Genomic DNA, 15,548 nt, shown 5'->3' on the forward strand with positions numbered 1-15,548 from the left:
GATAATTATTTTTTTGAGGTTTTGTTGTTACGCATATTCAATGCGTAATGGGTTCGCATCTTTGTTATGCCATTGCGGGTTAACCCTTTTAAGATCTTAAGAATAAATTTTTTTTGACAGGAAGTTCTTGAACAGCACGGAAAAAGATTACTATTTTATTTAGCAATTAAAAGAAAATGCTAAAATATTTAGGAAAATAAAAAATTAGATCATAACTTAGCAATCCAATTAATTTGCTTTCTAATTGTGATCAGCTATCTATTAAATTTGTAAAAACATTACTTATATGTCTACAGCCAATGCAGAAAAACTGAAGGCCCTGCGCCTCACAATGGACAAGATTGAGAAAGATTTCGGTAAGGGATCTGTGATGATGATGGGGGAAAAAGCAGAAGCGCCGATGGAGATTATTTCCACGGGTTCCCTGGGCCTTGATATCGCACTTGGAATTGGCGGTTTACCAAAGGGAAGGATCATTGAAATATATGGACCAGAGTCTTCCGGTAAAACAACCATCGCCATCCATACAATCGCTGAAGCACAGAAAAAAGGCGGCATTTGCGCCATTATAGATGCGGAGCATGCTTTTGACAGCAGCTACGCAAGAAGACTGGGAGTTGACGTGGATTCCCTGTTGATTTCACAGCCGGATCATGGTGAGCAGGCACTGGAAATAGCAGATCGCCTGATCCTTTCCGGAGCAGTAGATGTAGTCGTAATTGACTCTGTTGCCGCCCTGGTACCAAAAAGTGAACTGGAAGGTGAAATGGGTGAAAGTAAAATGGGATTACAGGCCCGTTTGATGTCACAGGCACTGCGTAAATTAACGGCCACCATTTCCAAAACAAACTGCTGCTGCATCTTTATTAACCAGCTGCGTGAAAAGATAGGTGTTATGTTTGGTAACCCTGAAACTACCACCGGTGGTAATGCGTTGAAATTCTACGCATCTGTAAGGCTGGATATCCGCCGCATGAGCCAGATTAAAGATGGCGACGAAGCAATCGGTAACCGCGTGAAAGTGAAAGTGGTGAAGAATAAAGTAGCACCGCCATTCCGCCAGGCAGAATTCGATATCGTTTACGGTCAGGGTATCTCCAAAACGGGAGAAATCATAGACATGGGTGTTGAATATGGCGTTGTTCAGAAAAGTGGTAGCTGGTTCAGCTATGACACCAATAAATTAGGCCAGGGCCGTGATGCAGTGAAACAACTGCTGAATGATAACCCTGAACTGGCAGCAGAAATCGAAGCAAAGATTAAAGTGAAGATTCAGGAAAAGCAGGATGCCGCTTAATATTGGCTGCTATTGATTTGAATAAGCATTGAATTGAAACTTAGTATTTAAACATACATAGAAGTTAGTTTTAGTTTTAGTAAGCATTGGGTTAGTATGCACATCCCTGCCTTATCCTGGGCGGGGATTTTTTTGCCCGGGAGTGAAGTCTCCCCTCTACTTCCTCCAAAAAACAAAGCCGCCCCGTAAAACGGAGCGGCTTTGTTTTTCACTATTATCTTACAAACAAAGGCAATTAAGCTTCTGCTTTCATGCTCTTAGCTGATCTCTTACGTTCTTCCTCATCCAGTATAACCTTACGCATACGGATAAAGTTAGGAGTAACTTCAATACACTCGTCATGCTGGATGTACTCCATACATTCTTCCAGTGTCATCAGTATTTTAGGTGCAATGTTAGCAGCACCATCGGTTCCGCTCGCACGCATGTTGGTCAGTTTCTTACCTTCATTCGGATTCACCACCAGGTCGCCCGGTTTGTTGGTTTCACCAATGATCATACCCTTGTATACTTCTTCTCCCGGATCAACAAAGAAAGATCCTCTATCCTGCAGCTTATCCAGGGAATAACCGGTAGTAGTACCAGCTTCCTTGGCAATCAGCACACCGTTATTACGGCCTGGGATAGCACCTTTCCATGGTTTGTAATCATTGAAACGGTGCGCCATTACTGCCTCACCTGCAGTAGCAGTAAGCATTTGTGTACGCAAACCAATCAAACCACGGGAAGGAATTTCAAACTCCAGATGTTGCATTTCACCCTTGGTTTCCATGATCAGCATCTCACCTTTACGACGGGTTACCAGGTCAATTACCTTGCTGGCAAAATCCTGCGGAACGTCTACCACCAGGGTTTCGTACGGTTCGCATTTTTTACCATCCACATGCTTCACAATTACCTGAGGTTGACCAACAGTCAACTCATAACCTTCACGACGCATGGTTTCAATTAATACCCCTAAGTGCAGGATACCACGACCATACACCATGAAGCTATCAGCACTGTCAGAATCCATTACACGCAGTGCCAGGTTCTTTTCAGTTTCCTTCATCAAACGGTCACGCAGGTGACGGGAAGTAACAAACTTACCATCTTTACCAAAAAACGGAGAGTTGTTAATACCAAACAACATGTTCATGGTAGGCTCATCCACACTGATGATTGGCAATGCTTCCGGCTCTTCTGCATCAGCGATAGTATCACCAATGTTGAAACCTTCAATACCAACTACCGCGCAAATATCGCCGGCAAATACTTTAGTTACTTTTCTCTTACCTAAAGCTTCAAAGATATACAGCTCGCGCACTTTCTGCTTCTTGCTGGTACCATCTGTCTGCATCAAAGTAACCCACTGTCCTTCTTCGATAGAAGCACGGGCCACTTTACCTACAGCAATACGACCCAGGAAAGAAGAGTAATCCAGTGAAGTGATCTGCATCTGCAGGTTACCTTCCGGAGTTTTTGGCTGTGGAACATATTCCAGGATGCCATCCATCAACGGAGAAATATCTTCACTCTGCTCTAATGTACTGTTGAACCAGCCATTTTTACCAGAGCCATAAAATGTCGGGAAGTTCAGTTGTTCCTCTGTAGCATCCAGATTAAAGAACAATTCAAAAACTGCATCGTGTACTTCATCAGGACGACAGTTAGCTTTATCTACCTTGTTGATAACAACAATAGGTTTCAGATTCAGCTGCAAAGCCTTCTGCAATACAAAACGGGTTTGCGGCATAGGACCTTCAAAAGCATCTACCAACAGGATAACACCATCAGCCATTTTCAATACCCTTTCTACCTCACCACCAAAGTCGGCGTGGCCCGGAGTATCAATCACATTGATTTTAGTTCCCTTGTACTCAACAGATGCGTTCTTGCTGAATATGGTGATACCACGCTCTCTTTCAAGATCGTTACTATCCATGATCAGTTCGCCTGATTCCTGGTTAGCCCGGAATACATTAGCCTGATGAAGGATTTTGTCAACCAAAGTAGTTTTACCGTGGTCTACGTGTGCAATAATTGCGATATTACGAATGTTCATATACTTAAATCTTTAGCTATCAGCCATTAACTAAATTTACGCTAATAGCTACAAAAAGAAGGCGCAAAGGTACGAAAACATAGCGAGAATGAGGGTGTCACGTTTTAAATAAATGTAATCATTTGGTCAGCCCGGAAATCGCTCTTGCAATCGGTTGGTTATCATTGATTTACAATTAATTATATCCAAATATTGCAAACAAATAGTTTTATGGCGTCAATTTTGTCCCACCCCACTGCGTTTTAACTGCTTAATACCGCCTTCATGAAAAAGAAATTATATATCCTCGCCATCATCTGCCTCTCCCTCATCTCCTCCCGGATATATGCACAAATACCAGCCCAGGATATCACCCTCTCCGGATATAAATACCCGTTCCCGGTGCATTTCCTGAAATTACAAATACAGGGGCAGGCCCTTCAAATGGCCTACATGGATGTTCAACCCTCCCGCCCCAATGGCAAAACAGTTGTACTCCTCCACGGCAAAAATTTCTGCGGCGCCTATTGGGACAGCACCGCAGCAGACCTCAGCAATAACGGATACCGCGTTGTCATCCCGGATCAGATCGGTTTTGGTAAATCCTCCAAACCAGAACACCTTCAATATAGTTTTCAGCTGCTGGCGCAAAACACCAAAACATTGCTCGACTCCCTGCACATCACCAAAACAGCAGTGCTCGGCCATTCAATGGGCGGTATGCTGGCCACCAGGTTCGCCCTGATGTACCCGGAAGTAACCGAGAAACTGATCCTGGAAAACCCCATCGGGCTGGAAGACTGGAAAGTGAAAGTACCTTACCAGTCAGTAGATAAATGGTACAAAGCAGAACTGCAACAGAACTATGAGAAGATCAAACAATATATGATGGACAGCTATTACGCCGGCAAGTGGTCGCCCACCTACGATAAATGGGCACAGCTACAGGCCAGCTGGACCAGCAGCCCCGACTACTCGCTGGTTGCCTGGAACTCCGCCCTCACCTACGATATGATTTTTACCCAACCGGTACTGTATGAGTTTCAAAATATTACCGCCCCCACCCTCCTCATTATAGGACAACGCGACCGCACCGCTTTAGGCAAAGCCAATGTCCCGGAAGAAGTGCGCAAAACAATGGGGAATTACCCTGAACTGGGAAACAATGCTGCGAAAAAAATTCCACACGCCACACTCGTTCCCATTGAAGGTGTAGGACATCTTCCCCACATTGAAGCCTATACGAAGTTCATTGCTCCCCTGCTGAAGTTTTTGCAGGAATAACAGGGAATTTATTTTAATTAAACACCGTGAATAATGCTATTCTTCCAGCAGCTTCACCACATACTCCAATGCACTCTGATTGGCAGGATTATCCAGTGCATGCGCAATATCCAGTTTCTCCCGGGAGGTAAGATGCCACGACAAAGCCGCCGCCTTGTCCTGCTTTTGCGGCACATACTGGAAAATCACCCGGTGAAACTTCTCCGGGAAATATCCTTCCATGTAGTTCAGTAAATCATCCTGGTCAAAATCCTGCATGGCGCTCCAGTGTTGTTGCATGGTAAACAACGGCTCAAACAACAGGTCGCTCAGATCCTTTGTTTTCTTGATAGGGGAAATATCATTTTTGCGGGTGTCACGAATCTGGATATATATCACTCCGCTGGTATTTTCATTGATCCATTTATTAAATGTATACAAATAACGCAACGTGGTTTGCTGGCCAAAATTATCGCGGATACCGGCATCCATCACATCCACAATAGGATTACTGGGCAGAAACGCATTCGGCAGCACATAAGGAAAAGTTGCACACATACGGATTGCGCTGGTTACACGGAGATCCATTGCATCCTGCGCCGCAAAGTATTGCCCGAAATCCACGCCGTCGATATCCCTTACCTGCCGTGTAGGATACTGATATTGCGGGCTGCACAAATAACTGATCGGCTGCGGGGAAATCATTAACCGGCGCCCGTCTGCATTGATGGTAGCATTCCATATCAGCATAGGAATTTCTGCATTGGCTTCCGGCGCATGGTAATCTTTCAGCGTTTTATCCAAAGCGCTGTCTGTATGCTCATTCAGCTGCATTTCAAACGCATAGCCCCTGTCTTTTGCGTAACGATTTTTCCCGATGCTGAAACTTCTCCAGGGCGTAATAAAATCATTCACTGCCATAGCAGAAAATACAGAATTGAGTAAATCCTGCGACACCTTCTCGGCATAAATATTATCAGACAGGCGGATAGGCTTGCCCTGCTGCTGTTCATAATATAGCTCCCGGAAATAACTGGCGCCCAGCATACCACCGGAAGCGCCTGTCATGAGCACGGTATGCTTCATCAACCGGCCTTGCAGCATGCTGTCCAGCCGTTGTAATACATTTACGCTCCAGGTGGCCGAACGGCTGCCGCCGCCGCTGAAGTTCATTACAATGAGCGGGGGCTTTTTCCCCGCCGGAAATTTCTTTCTCCAGTTCTCTAATATCAGTAAGGTTTGTTTCTTATCTGCTTCATATTTCTCCCGGGTAAAAAATTGTTGCAAAGCCGCCACACTATATTCGGGACGCGCTTTTTTGTCCCGGTAATTCAGGCCATAAGCCTTATTGCGGTTATCTACCCAGTTATGTTCCACCATCCAGTTCAAACCAAACAACATCACCAGCAATATGGGAATAGACCAGGTTTGTAACATATAGGAAAAGGCGCCGGCCACTCCAATCAGAAATGCGAAAAAGATTAACACACTGGCGCCGGCCGGAATTCTGAACATATCGTAATCCATCATGTAAGCCAGTATTACCAGGAAAATCAGCGAGCAGCCCACGGTGATCATGGCCGCAAAGTGATGCTGTTTAAGGATGCTGTCGAGGTAATGCTTATTGTAGTGATCTACATTCCTCGCCCTTCTGATGCGCCAGGGCGTGGAAAAATAATTATGAACGGGCAGTGCATTTTCGTCGGGGTCCTGGTTAGGTTTCAGGATCATCCGCAGGAAATTACGCGGATTACCGAAACGCTTTTCCAGGCGGCGGCCAATATTTTTATCTGCATTAAAAAAATAAAAAAAACAGAAGAAGAAGATAAACAACACCCCACAAATAAATCCTTCGCCCAGCAGCATAATATCCGGAACGGTGTTGAGCTGTTCGTAACGCTGGTATTCCCATCCGCGGTAAAGCATGCTGAAAATGAATATCAGCGGGATGATAGCATTATTAAGACAATACCTGAAAAATGGCTGGGAAGTGGTGGCCAGGAACTTAAACCGTCCGGTATGCAAAATGAAGGTGGTAATTTGCCAGCTCATGATAAACATGCCGGTGGCCAGCCCCAGGATAGTAGTACTGTAGAAATTTACTTTGCCCAGGTATTCCGGCGCCAGGTAAAGTGCATCTCCGCCAAACACCTTGGCAAAACCGCCGTTGATGGTGCTGAACAGGATCACCCAAAAAATAAGTAATACCTGGTACTTCCTGAAATGCAGGAGCAGCAACTGTATAGGGAAAGAATAGTAAGTTTTTATCAGTAATAACTTCACCTTCATCAGACGATTATTACGAATAAACCTACGGAAAATTTACGGATTTATGGCTGCGGGAATTTGGTCCGGGCGGAAAATCAATTCCCGTTTCTAACGCCCCTGCTAAGGAACAGGGTCCAGATCAGCGACAGCATCAGCAACATTCCCACGCCCTGGTGCAAAATTCCATAACTCACAGGAATCTTCACCTGGCTGTTTAACAGGGTCAGCACGCCCAGCAGCACCTGCAGCAATACCAACAGCAAAGGCAGGTAACGGATGGCGTGTAACAGGCTGTTTGCCGGTGTTTGTGCCGCTTTCCACCACCAAACAGCGATAAGGATAGTGATCAGGTAAGCCAGCCCGCGATGTATGAATTGAATGGTAATCGGGTTATGCGCAATATCTGTAGCAAATCCACCCTGGGAAAACATGCCGGCGGGCACCCAGGAACCATTGATATCCGGCCAGGTGTTCGCCACCAGCGCGGTATGTAATCCGGCCATGAAGGCGCCGTATACCAGCTGCACTACCAACAATACCAGCAACCAGATGTTCAGTTTGTATAAAGCGGGAACTTTTAATATTTCTATCGGATGTACGCTCAGTTTCAGCGCAAACCAGAATACATATGCCAGCAATACCAACGCAGATATAAAATGAATGGCCAGGCGGATATGGTTAACGTACAAATTTTCTTCATTCAGGCCACTCTTCACCATGATCCATCCTATCAAGCCCTGCAAGCCCCCCAATACAAACAGGATGATCATCGGGTTAATCATACTCTTGTTAATCTTCTTCTTAATAATAAAGTAGATAAACGGAATGATAAACACAAATCCCATCAGCCTCGCCCAGTCACGATGCAGCCACTCCCAGAAAAAAATGAACTTAAAATCCGATAAGGTGAAGTGATTATTAACATACTTGTACTGCGCTATCTGTTTATAGCCATCAAATGCTTTCTGCCAGGCGGCTTCATTCATTGGTGGGAAAGCACCCAGCAGCGGCTGCCATTCAGTAATGGACAGGCCCGAGCCGGTTAAACGGGTGATCCCTCCCAGCAATACCTGAACTATCAACATGCCCACGCCTATATATAACCAGATAGCCACGGGGCGGTTATTTTTTATTGTAACTGCTTCCATAAACGCTGCAAAAATAGGGAATGAATGCCGAACAAGCAGGCTAAATACTCACATTATTTTAACAAAGGCGTAATGTTCCGTTAATCCGCAAGTCGGAGCTTTGCATTGAAAATTTAAACGGCACCATTGTATTAGCTAATACCGCCCTAATTAAAAAAAAGACGAACACATTAAAAAAATAATGTCATGAAACACTTACGTTTTGTTGTTTTAGCACCCAAAGTAGCTTTGTTGGTATTTGTTACTATCCTCTTTCCAATTTTACATGCTGCGGCACAGTCAAAAACCTTTGCTTATAATGCAGCACGACTGGCAAAAGAAAAACCTGTACCCGAAGCTCCCATCGAGGCTTTCAACGTACACATCACACAATTGCAAAAGGATCAGCTGTTATTCCAGCTTTCTGTGGATAATCCTTCCAACGAAAAGCTGACGCTCTACATAAAAGACAATTTCAATAACACGCTGCACCGCGAAACACTGCCCGCCACCCTGCGCTTTGAAGCACGTTACAACCTCGGTTCTCTCGAGGATGGAGATTACACCTTCGAAATCAGAAGCGGCAAAAACAAATTGGCAGAGAAAGCTATTGCCATAAAAACGCAAACCATGATCAACAGGAGCGTTTCCGTATCAGAGTAGTCCCGCATCGCATAATTGAAAAATGAAAAGAGGTGGTATCCGTTAAACGATACCACCTCTTCTTTTATTATCCATATCTCTTATTTGCGGGCAGACTCATACACCGCCTCAAACATTTTCTCCCGGGTATGCAACGCCGCTATTTTCGTATTAACGCCACCGTTAGGATACACCCGGTTACTCAGGAAAATAAATACCAATCCCGATGTTGGGTCGGCCCATACACAGGTACCGGTATAACCGGTATGCCCAAAAGTAGCCGCAGAAGCGCTCCTGGCCGGGTATGGCTCCCGCCGGGTGGCATTGTCTTTTTCCGGCTTGTCAAATCCCAGGCCACGACGGCTGATATTGCTGTTATAGGCCGTAAACAACTTCACCGTTTCCGGCTTAATATATTGTACGCCATTGAAAGATCCTTTATTCAGCAACATCTGCATAATTACCGCCACATCATGCGCATCGGAAAATAATCCGGCATGACCCGCCACCCCGCCAAACATAGCAGCGCCGGGGTCATGTACATCTCCCCGTAATAACTGCATACGGAAAGAATACTCGCGTTCCGTAGGTACAATCTCCGACAAAGGAAAACGCGTTCTCGGCAAAAAGCCGGTGGTAGCCAATCCCAGCGGTACGTAAAAAGTTTCACGCACATATTCATTCAGCTTCTTACCCGTTAATTGCTCTACAATTTTTCCCAGGAAAATAAAATCACAGTCGCTGTAAACATAACCCTGCCGGGGCGACAACTTACTGTCTAATATCCTTTGCCACATGGTGTCTACATAGCTGTTTTCCATGTACATCTGTTCTGCCACGCGGATGCCGTGCGTAGCATCCGGACTGCTGTGATATAACACCGTGTCGGGCTGCGCATTGTTGTAAAGGGTTTCTTTATAAAACGGTATAAAAGCTACCAGTCCTGCCTGGTGCAAAAGAATATCGCGGATCCGTAACCCTGCTTTATCGGTGCCCAGCACCTGCGGCAGGTATACGCCCAATGTGGCGTCCAGGTTCAGTTTCCCTTCATCATATAACCGCATCACTGATAATGTAGTAGCACATACTTTGGTTACCGAGGCCAGGTCATAAATAGCCGTTGGTGACACGGGTTCCTGTTTGTTGTATTCGTAATGACCGAAGCAACGGTTGTAAATAATTTTTCCATCCTTCAGGGCCAGCACCTGCGCTCCGGGCGCTGCGCCGCGGGCAATCATATCGTTGGCCAAACCATCGATCTGCAGCAACGCCTGTTCATTAATGCCTGCTTCCTTTGCAGTAGCTGTGGGCAATAAATGAAACTTGTTCACTTCATAAGTGATACCGGTGCCGGAAGGCAAATCCGGGCAAACGGTTACCGGTAATTTTCCGGAGGGCCCCAGCTGCCCGAAAAGCAGATCTGCAGCCGCTCTCTGGGTAGTGCTGTCATCTTCATAAGCAGCCACCAGGTGAGGCGCATCACAGAAATACTGGATCGCATACGGGTTACCAAAAACAACGGTTACCGAAGGCATTTCCGATTGCAGCTGACGGATAATCAGCCGTTCTGCCATAGACAACCCGAAGTTTCCGGCAGGCCGGCGGCTGTAGTCGTGCAAACTGATAATAACCGCCTTGTAGTCACGCTGGATGCGGGATACAATAGGTGCAATCTGTTGTACCGTTTGCCGAGAAGTGAAAATAAATGCGTCCGTACCGGGTTTATAATTCTTCACGGTTTCTACGAAAGTGTTGCTGGCATCCGCTCCTACGGCAATCACCGCCAGCTTTTGCTGGGTCATGGCCGGTGAAAAAGGCACCAGTTTTTTATCGTTGCGCACCAGGGTGATCGCATTTTCCGCAATACGTTTACGTAAAAGATCTGTTTTAGCGTTGATATCTTCTGCCAGATGATCGGTATTGATATGTTGCGGCTGCCACAGTCCGAGGTTGTATTTGGCGCGCAGCACTTTTTTCACACGTCCGTCTACTTCTTCCTGGCTGATCTTACCCGCTTTGATCGCTTTTTTGATGGCCGTTACACTGCCTTCAGCGGTAGAAGGAAGGATCATCAGGTCGTTGCCTGCAAGCAGCGACTGTAAGGATTCCTGTCCGTTGGTATAAAATTTTGCGATGCCTTTCATTTCAAGTGCATCGGTTACAATCAGTCCTTTAAAACCCATTTCATCTTTCAGCAGTTTGGTAACGGCATTATAAGAAATGGAGGTAGGCGTATTTGGTTTTTTATCGATAGCTGGAATATAAAGATGGCCGATCATCACAGATTGCACACCGGCGGCAATGGCTTCGCGGAAAGGATACAGCTCCAGCGAATCCAGCTGGGCGCGCGTTTTATTGATAGTGGGCAGGTCCAGGTGCGAATCCACGTTGGTATCGCCATGACCGGGGAAGTGTTTGGCGCAGGCCATAATGCCGGCGTCCTGCATACCTCTTATGGTAGCTACCCCCATGCGGGCTACCTGGTATTTATTTTCTCCAAAGGAGCGGTCGTTAATTACGGGGTTGGATGGGTTGTTATTCACATCCATGTCCGGCGCAAAGTCGATATGAATACCGAGACGGCGGCATTGTTCTCCCATGAGCTTTCCGGCATCATAGGCCAATGCGGTATCCTGCATGGCGCCTATCATCATGTTCCGCGGCAGCGAAATAACGCTGTCGAGGCGCATGCCGAGGCCCCATTCGCCATCAATGGCCACCAGTAAGGGTACTTTGGAAATAGATTGATAGTAGTTGGTAAGATTGGCCTGCCGTACCGGGCCACCCTGGAAAAAGATAATTCCTCCTACTTTATTATCCTGTATATCTTTAATGACGGCATTAATATGGTCCTGCCCGAGATTGGAATGCGCCCGGATCATAATAAGCTGGGCAATGCGTTCTTCAGGTGTAAGCGACTGAAACACACTATCTGCCCACTGTGAGGCTTTGTCCTGCTGTGGCGTCACCTTTTGTGCGGTCACTTTTTTATGCTTCTTCTTTTCCTTAAACACCAGGGGCGCTGAGATGGCGCTGCCTGTCATCATTAGGCCTGTAAGTCCTGCAACCAATAATTGTTTCCTCATATCATAAACTTACAAATATTCATGCGTAAATCCAGAGTGACAGCCCTGAATATCAAAGAATTACTAATAATAATCATATGATTTTGTCAGATCCAAAGTATTTCATTAAATTAGAATACCCTGTTGAAGATATTTTACGAATTCTGGTAAAAAATTAAAATGTGTTTACTATTTTGTCAGAATATTTACATTTAGTTTAATCAATCGTAATTTTAATTACCAATACATTCATCTGTTTCTTATATTTGCAACCTTGCGAGTAAAGTAGATTTTAATAAAACATGGTCAATCTCATTTTATTTGGCCCTCCCGGTAGCGGCAAGGGTACACAAAGTGCTAACATTATCCAGAAGTACGGACTTATTCATCTTTCCACGGGCGATTTGCTTCGCAGCGAGATCGGTGATAAAACGCCACTGGGTCTGGAAGCCAAGAAGTTTATGGATCAGGGCCAGCTGGTACCGGATGAAGTGGTGATTGGCATGATCAGTTCCAAACTGGACGCTAATCCTGATACACGTGGTTTCATTTTCGACGGATTTCCCCGTACCACTGCGCAGGCAGAGGCGCTGGACAAGCTGCTCGCACTGAAAAAAACTTCTATTTCTACCGTTCTTTCACTGGAAGTCCCGGAAGATGCGCTGATTAAACGCCTGCTGAACCGTGGCTTAACCTCCGGCCGCAGCGACGATGCCTCTGAAGATGTAGTGAAAGCACGTATCGTGGAATACCATAGCAAAACGGCTCCTGTGGCTGATCACTATGCCAAATTCGGCAAATTCAAAAAAGTGAAAGGCGACGGCACCGAAGAAGAAGTATTCGAACTGCTCTCCAAAGAACTGGATGAACTGGTAGGAGAAAAAGTGCAGTAAGCGGAATCCCGCTGTGATAAAGACTTTTAGCATCTTATTATACAACGCAAAGATTGTAAGTAAAGAGCTCCTGGCACATGATGGTGCTAATTAGCTCAAACTTCACGATCTTTGCGTTTTGTTTTTCTGTGGTAAGGGACCCCAGAGTATTAAAAATTGAGAACTAGTGGAAAAAGCAAACTTTGTAGATTATATCCGTGTATTTTGTAAATCCGGGAAAGGTGGCGCAGGCAGTATGCACTTTATGCGTACCAAGTTTAATGCGCAGGCCGGCCCTGATGGCGGCGATGGCGGCAGAGGCGGGCATGTTATTTTAAGAGGCAATTCACAACTGTGGACCCTCCTCCACCTCCGCTGGCATAAAAACCTGCTCGCAGAAGATGGGGAAAACGGCAGTGGCGACAACTGTACCGGCCGTTTTGGTAAGGATATTATCATTGAAGTTCCACTGGGCACACAGGCCAAAGACGAAGAAACCGGCCAGGTAGAAGCCGAAATTCTCCACGATGGCCAGGAAGTTATCTGGATTCCCGGCGGACAAGGCGGTAAAGGTAACGCCTACTTTAAATCTGCTACCAACCAAACACCCGAATATGCACAACCCGGCATGCCCGGCAGGGAAGGCTGGAAAGTAGTAGAGTTAAAAGTTTTGGCAGATGTGGGACTTGTTGGTTTCCCCAATGCCGGCAAATCCACCCTGTTGTCTACTATCACAGCAGCTAAACCTAAAGTAGCCGACTACGCCTTTACTACGCTAACCCCACAACTAGGAATGGTGGAATACCGCGACAGTAAATCGTTTTGCATCGCCGATCTCCCCGGTATCATCGAAGGCGCCCACGAAGGAAAAGGTTTAGGCCACCGTTTTTTACGACATATTGAAAGAAACGCCGTATTATTATTCCTTATTCCAGCTGATAGTGCAGACCACCGCAAAGATTTTGAAGTATTGGTAAATGAACTGGAACAATATAATCCCGAATTACTGGATAAACAGTTTCTGCTGGCCATCAGTAAAAGCGATATGCTGGATGATGAGCTGAAAGCCGCTATATCCGCGGAGCTGCCGGAAGATGTTCCACATGTATTTATTTCCTCTGTTACAAACCAGGGCCTCAGTGAACTAAAAGATATTTTATGGGAGGCGCTTAACAGGAAAGTAGATACAACCGACGCTGTAGACGCAGAGTAACTGTTTCCGGACACAAGAGGGGACTATTCCTGACGTCAATGTTCGTTACAGTATCCCGTATACCATGAAGATATTTTTACTCCCCGCAATCGCGTTGCTGTTGCTCCCTGCCTGCCATCGAACCGTAAAGTCCGTAAAGGATAAACCCGTGCAGATCGATACCATGCAGCTGATAGCCATGCCTGCACCAACAATGAAGGTAGCCTCCAACGAAGTATATGTAGTGTGCCGCGACTCTACTACGTATATCCGTTTCGGTGACTGCTACTTTTCGCTGGACTGGATCATACCGGATGCACAACTCAACGACTTTGAACTGCGCCCGGATACCCTCTACTTCCGGCTGGCGCACCTCCATACCATCGAAGGCCAGATGCTCGCTGTTACCACCGGCGAAACAGACAGGATAAAAGTATCACAGTGCTACGAAACAAGCACTGTTATTGACACGGAACCATTGCCCGGATGGAAACATTACCGCTCTCCCTGGGAAACACTGCTCCCCGAAGCCAGCAACTTCTTCATCTGCAAAAAATATACGGCGGCAGAAAGAAGCCGCTTTCCTCCTGCCAGCTTACAGTCTTTACAGCAACACGTGAAGCATCATGGCTCCCCCGGCACTTATGCACGGGTGGCACAGCTGAACAACTTCCCCGAACCGCCCGTACAAATCGAAATCAGCCGGTACTACATCCGGCTGGATGGATGCTACAAAAAAACAATAAACAAAATCAATAAGCTACTCATTATTGATGTGAACTTTAATGGATAATCAACACGCGAAAAACCGGCAATGCAAAAGCATCGCCGGTTGATTCATTGGCTGTAATTTCACCGTAAGGGGGTTCTCTTGTTTCAACTATTGAAACGGCTGAAACAACATGGCAGTGCACAAACAATTCCTGTAATTTTTGCCTGCCAGGATAGGATAGTTCACGCAACTTTTACATCCCTCCCAAAAAAGAGGGTCATGTGTAATTTCATTATAAGTAACCGGTTCAAAACCCAACCGGGTATTTAGTTTCATCACAGGTAACCCGGTGGTGATACTGAATATTTTTGCCTGTGGATAAAGCAGCCGGCTCAACTCAAATATTTTCTGCTTGATGGCCTGCGCCACTTTCAATCCACGGAATGCCGGCGCCACAATTAAACCGCTGTTAGATACAAACCTGTTTTCTTCCCAGGATTGTATATAGGAAAATCCCGCCCATATTCCTTTCGCCGTAAAAGCAATAACGGCCTTCCCTTCCAGGATCTTTTCTTTAATAGTAAGAGGATTTCTTTTCGCAATCCCCGTGCCCCTTGCCTTTGCGGAGGCTTCCATTTCTGCCACTATAGGCAGGGCAAAATCAACGTCCATAGCCGTAGCCAACCGGACGACAATCTCCTCATCTGTTTCCATTACCAGTAAGTTGATGTTGTATGTAAAGTGGATATATTGAATCCGGTATCAGTGAATACATCCGGATCCTGCTCACGGCATCTGCCAGGGGAACCCGGCAAAGTACCGGTAAAAAAATACGGGTAATCGCTTCTTTCACAACGGTATTACCCCGTTCGTATAACCGGCCGGCCAGTTGCAAACACTTGCCTGCTACCGTAAAATTCTGCTCCCTCAGCTGCTTGTCGGTATACTCCGTAAAACAACCGATGGTTTCGTAGATATGATATACCGCCGGAAACTGGTGTAACGCTTTTCTTAGTGCCGGTATCGTGTCTTCAATACAAGCTGGCACTTCATACTGATTAATCATATAGGTAATATCATTTAGCAG

General features: G+C 45.9%; 12 protein-coding genes. 6 read left to right on the plus strand and 6 right to left on the minus strand.

The features are described from left to right. Positions 1-286: 286 nt before the first annotated feature. On the plus strand, positions 287-1,297 hold the full coding sequence (gene recA, locus PV783_RS02680) for a recombinase RecA (protein WP_079471393.1): 1,011 nt from the start codon (positions 287-289) through the stop codon (positions 1,295-1,297). 235 nt (positions 1,298-1,532) lie between these two features. On the opposite strand, the gene typA is transcribed toward recA, so the two are convergent. Then, complete coding sequence (typA, locus tag PV783_RS02685; protein ID WP_079471395.1) at positions 1,533-3,341, minus strand: translational GTPase TypA; 1,809 nt, start codon at positions 3,339-3,341, stop codon at positions 1,533-1,535. A 264-nt stretch (positions 3,342-3,605) separates the two neighbouring features. Between typA and PV783_RS02690 the strand changes: the two genes are divergently transcribed. Continuing rightward, positions 3,606-4,604: an alpha/beta fold hydrolase gene (locus PV783_RS02690; protein ID WP_420987034.1), complete on the plus strand. Its 999-nt coding sequence runs from the start codon at positions 3,606-3,608 to the stop codon at positions 4,602-4,604. Positions 4,605-4,640: 36 nt separating this feature from the next. On the opposite strand, the gene PV783_RS02695 is transcribed toward PV783_RS02690, so the two are convergent. Next, a complete protein-coding gene (locus PV783_RS02695) occupies positions 4,641-6,872 on the minus strand; it encodes a patatin-like phospholipase family protein (protein WP_420987035.1) in 2,232 nt (743 codons plus the stop codon). 74 nt (positions 6,873-6,946) lie between these two features. Continuing rightward, entirely contained in the window at positions 6,947-7,999 is a 1,053-nt protein-coding gene (locus tag PV783_RS02700) for a COX15/CtaA family protein (protein WP_079471399.1), read from the minus strand. A 186-nt stretch (positions 8,000-8,185) separates the two neighbouring features. On the opposite strand from PV783_RS02700, the gene PV783_RS02705 reads away from it, so the two are divergent. Then, entirely contained in the window at positions 8,186-8,641 is a 456-nt protein-coding gene (locus PV783_RS02705; protein WP_079471400.1) for a hypothetical protein, read from the plus strand. An 80-nt stretch (positions 8,642-8,721) separates the two neighbouring features. On the opposite strand, the gene PV783_RS02710 is transcribed toward PV783_RS02705, so the two are convergent. After that, complete coding sequence (locus PV783_RS02710; RefSeq protein WP_420987036.1) at positions 8,722-11,706, minus strand: glycoside hydrolase family 3 N-terminal domain-containing protein; 2,985 nt, start codon at positions 11,704-11,706, stop codon at positions 8,722-8,724. Positions 11,707-11,987: 281 nt separating this feature from the next. Between PV783_RS02710 and PV783_RS02715 the strand changes: the two genes are divergently transcribed. The 3 genes from PV783_RS02715 (at position 11,988) to PV783_RS02725 (ending at position 14,542) form a co-directional block, all read left to right on the plus strand. Then, positions 11,988-12,578, plus strand: coding sequence for an adenylate kinase (locus PV783_RS02715; protein ID WP_079471402.1), 591 nt, complete (start codon positions 11,988-11,990; stop codon positions 12,576-12,578). A 166-nt stretch (positions 12,579-12,744) separates the two neighbouring features. After that, positions 12,745-13,770, plus strand: coding sequence for a GTPase ObgE (gene obgE, locus PV783_RS02720; RefSeq protein WP_079471403.1), 1,026 nt, complete (start codon positions 12,745-12,747; stop codon positions 13,768-13,770). Between the two features lie 64 nt (positions 13,771-13,834). After that, on the plus strand, positions 13,835-14,542 hold the full coding sequence (locus tag PV783_RS02725; RefSeq protein ID WP_420987037.1) for a hypothetical protein: 708 nt from the start codon (positions 13,835-13,837) through the stop codon (positions 14,540-14,542). Between the two features lie 87 nt (positions 14,543-14,629). Here PV783_RS02725 and PV783_RS02730 read toward each other — a convergent pair whose 3' ends face one another. Further along, the gene (locus PV783_RS02730; protein ID WP_111577254.1) at positions 14,630-15,175 is read right to left on the minus strand and encodes an N-acetyltransferase; all 546 of its coding nucleotides are present in this window, start codon (positions 15,173-15,175) and stop codon (positions 14,630-14,632) included. Further along, positions 15,162-15,527, minus strand: a complete 366-nt coding sequence (locus PV783_RS02735; RefSeq protein ID WP_079471407.1) for a DUF7674 family protein — start codon at positions 15,525-15,527, stop codon at positions 15,162-15,164. The genes PV783_RS02730 and PV783_RS02735 overlap by 14 nt, the downstream gene beginning before the upstream one ends. Between the last annotated feature and the right edge of the window lie 21 nt (positions 15,528-15,548).

The sequence above is a fragment of the Chitinophaga sp. CC14 genome (genome assembly GCF_048957795.1).
GTDB classification, from domain to species: domain Bacteria; phylum Bacteroidota; class Bacteroidia; order Chitinophagales; family Chitinophagaceae; genus Chitinophaga; species Chitinophaga ginsengisegetis.

Bases quoted from the DNA above. Each gene is read 5' to 3' on its own strand.
- recA (WP_079471393.1), top strand. From the start codon at position 287: ATGTCTACAGCCAATGCAGAAAAACTGAAGGCCCTGCGCCTCACAATG.
- typA (WP_079471395.1), bottom strand. From the start codon at position 3,341: ATGAACATTCGTAATATCGCAATTATTGCACACGTAGACCACGGTAAA.
- PV783_RS02690 (WP_420987034.1), top strand. From the start codon at position 3,606: ATGAAAAAGAAATTATATATCCTCGCCATCATCTGCCTCTCCCTCATC.
- PV783_RS02695 (WP_420987035.1), bottom strand. From the start codon at position 6,872: ATGAAGGTGAAGTTATTACTGATAAAAACTTACTATTCTTTCCCTATA.
- PV783_RS02700 (WP_079471399.1), bottom strand. From the start codon at position 7,999: ATGGAAGCAGTTACAATAAAAAATAACCGCCCCGTGGCTATCTGGTTA.
- PV783_RS02705 (WP_079471400.1), top strand. From the start codon at position 8,186: ATGAAACACTTACGTTTTGTTGTTTTAGCACCCAAAGTAGCTTTGTTG.
- PV783_RS02710 (WP_420987036.1), bottom strand. From the start codon at position 11,706: ATGAGGAAACAATTATTGGTTGCAGGACTTACAGGCCTAATGATGACA.
- PV783_RS02715 (WP_079471402.1), top strand. From the start codon at position 11,988: ATGGTCAATCTCATTTTATTTGGCCCTCCCGGTAGCGGCAAGGGTACA.
- PV783_RS02725 (WP_420987037.1), top strand. From the start codon at position 13,835: ATGAAGATATTTTTACTCCCCGCAATCGCGTTGCTGTTGCTCCCTGCC.
- PV783_RS02730 (WP_111577254.1), bottom strand. From the start codon at position 15,175: ATGGAAACAGATGAGGAGATTGTCGTCCGGTTGGCTACGGCTATGGAC.
- PV783_RS02735 (WP_079471407.1), bottom strand. From the start codon at position 15,527: ATGATTAATCAGTATGAAGTGCCAGCTTGTATTGAAGACACGATACCG.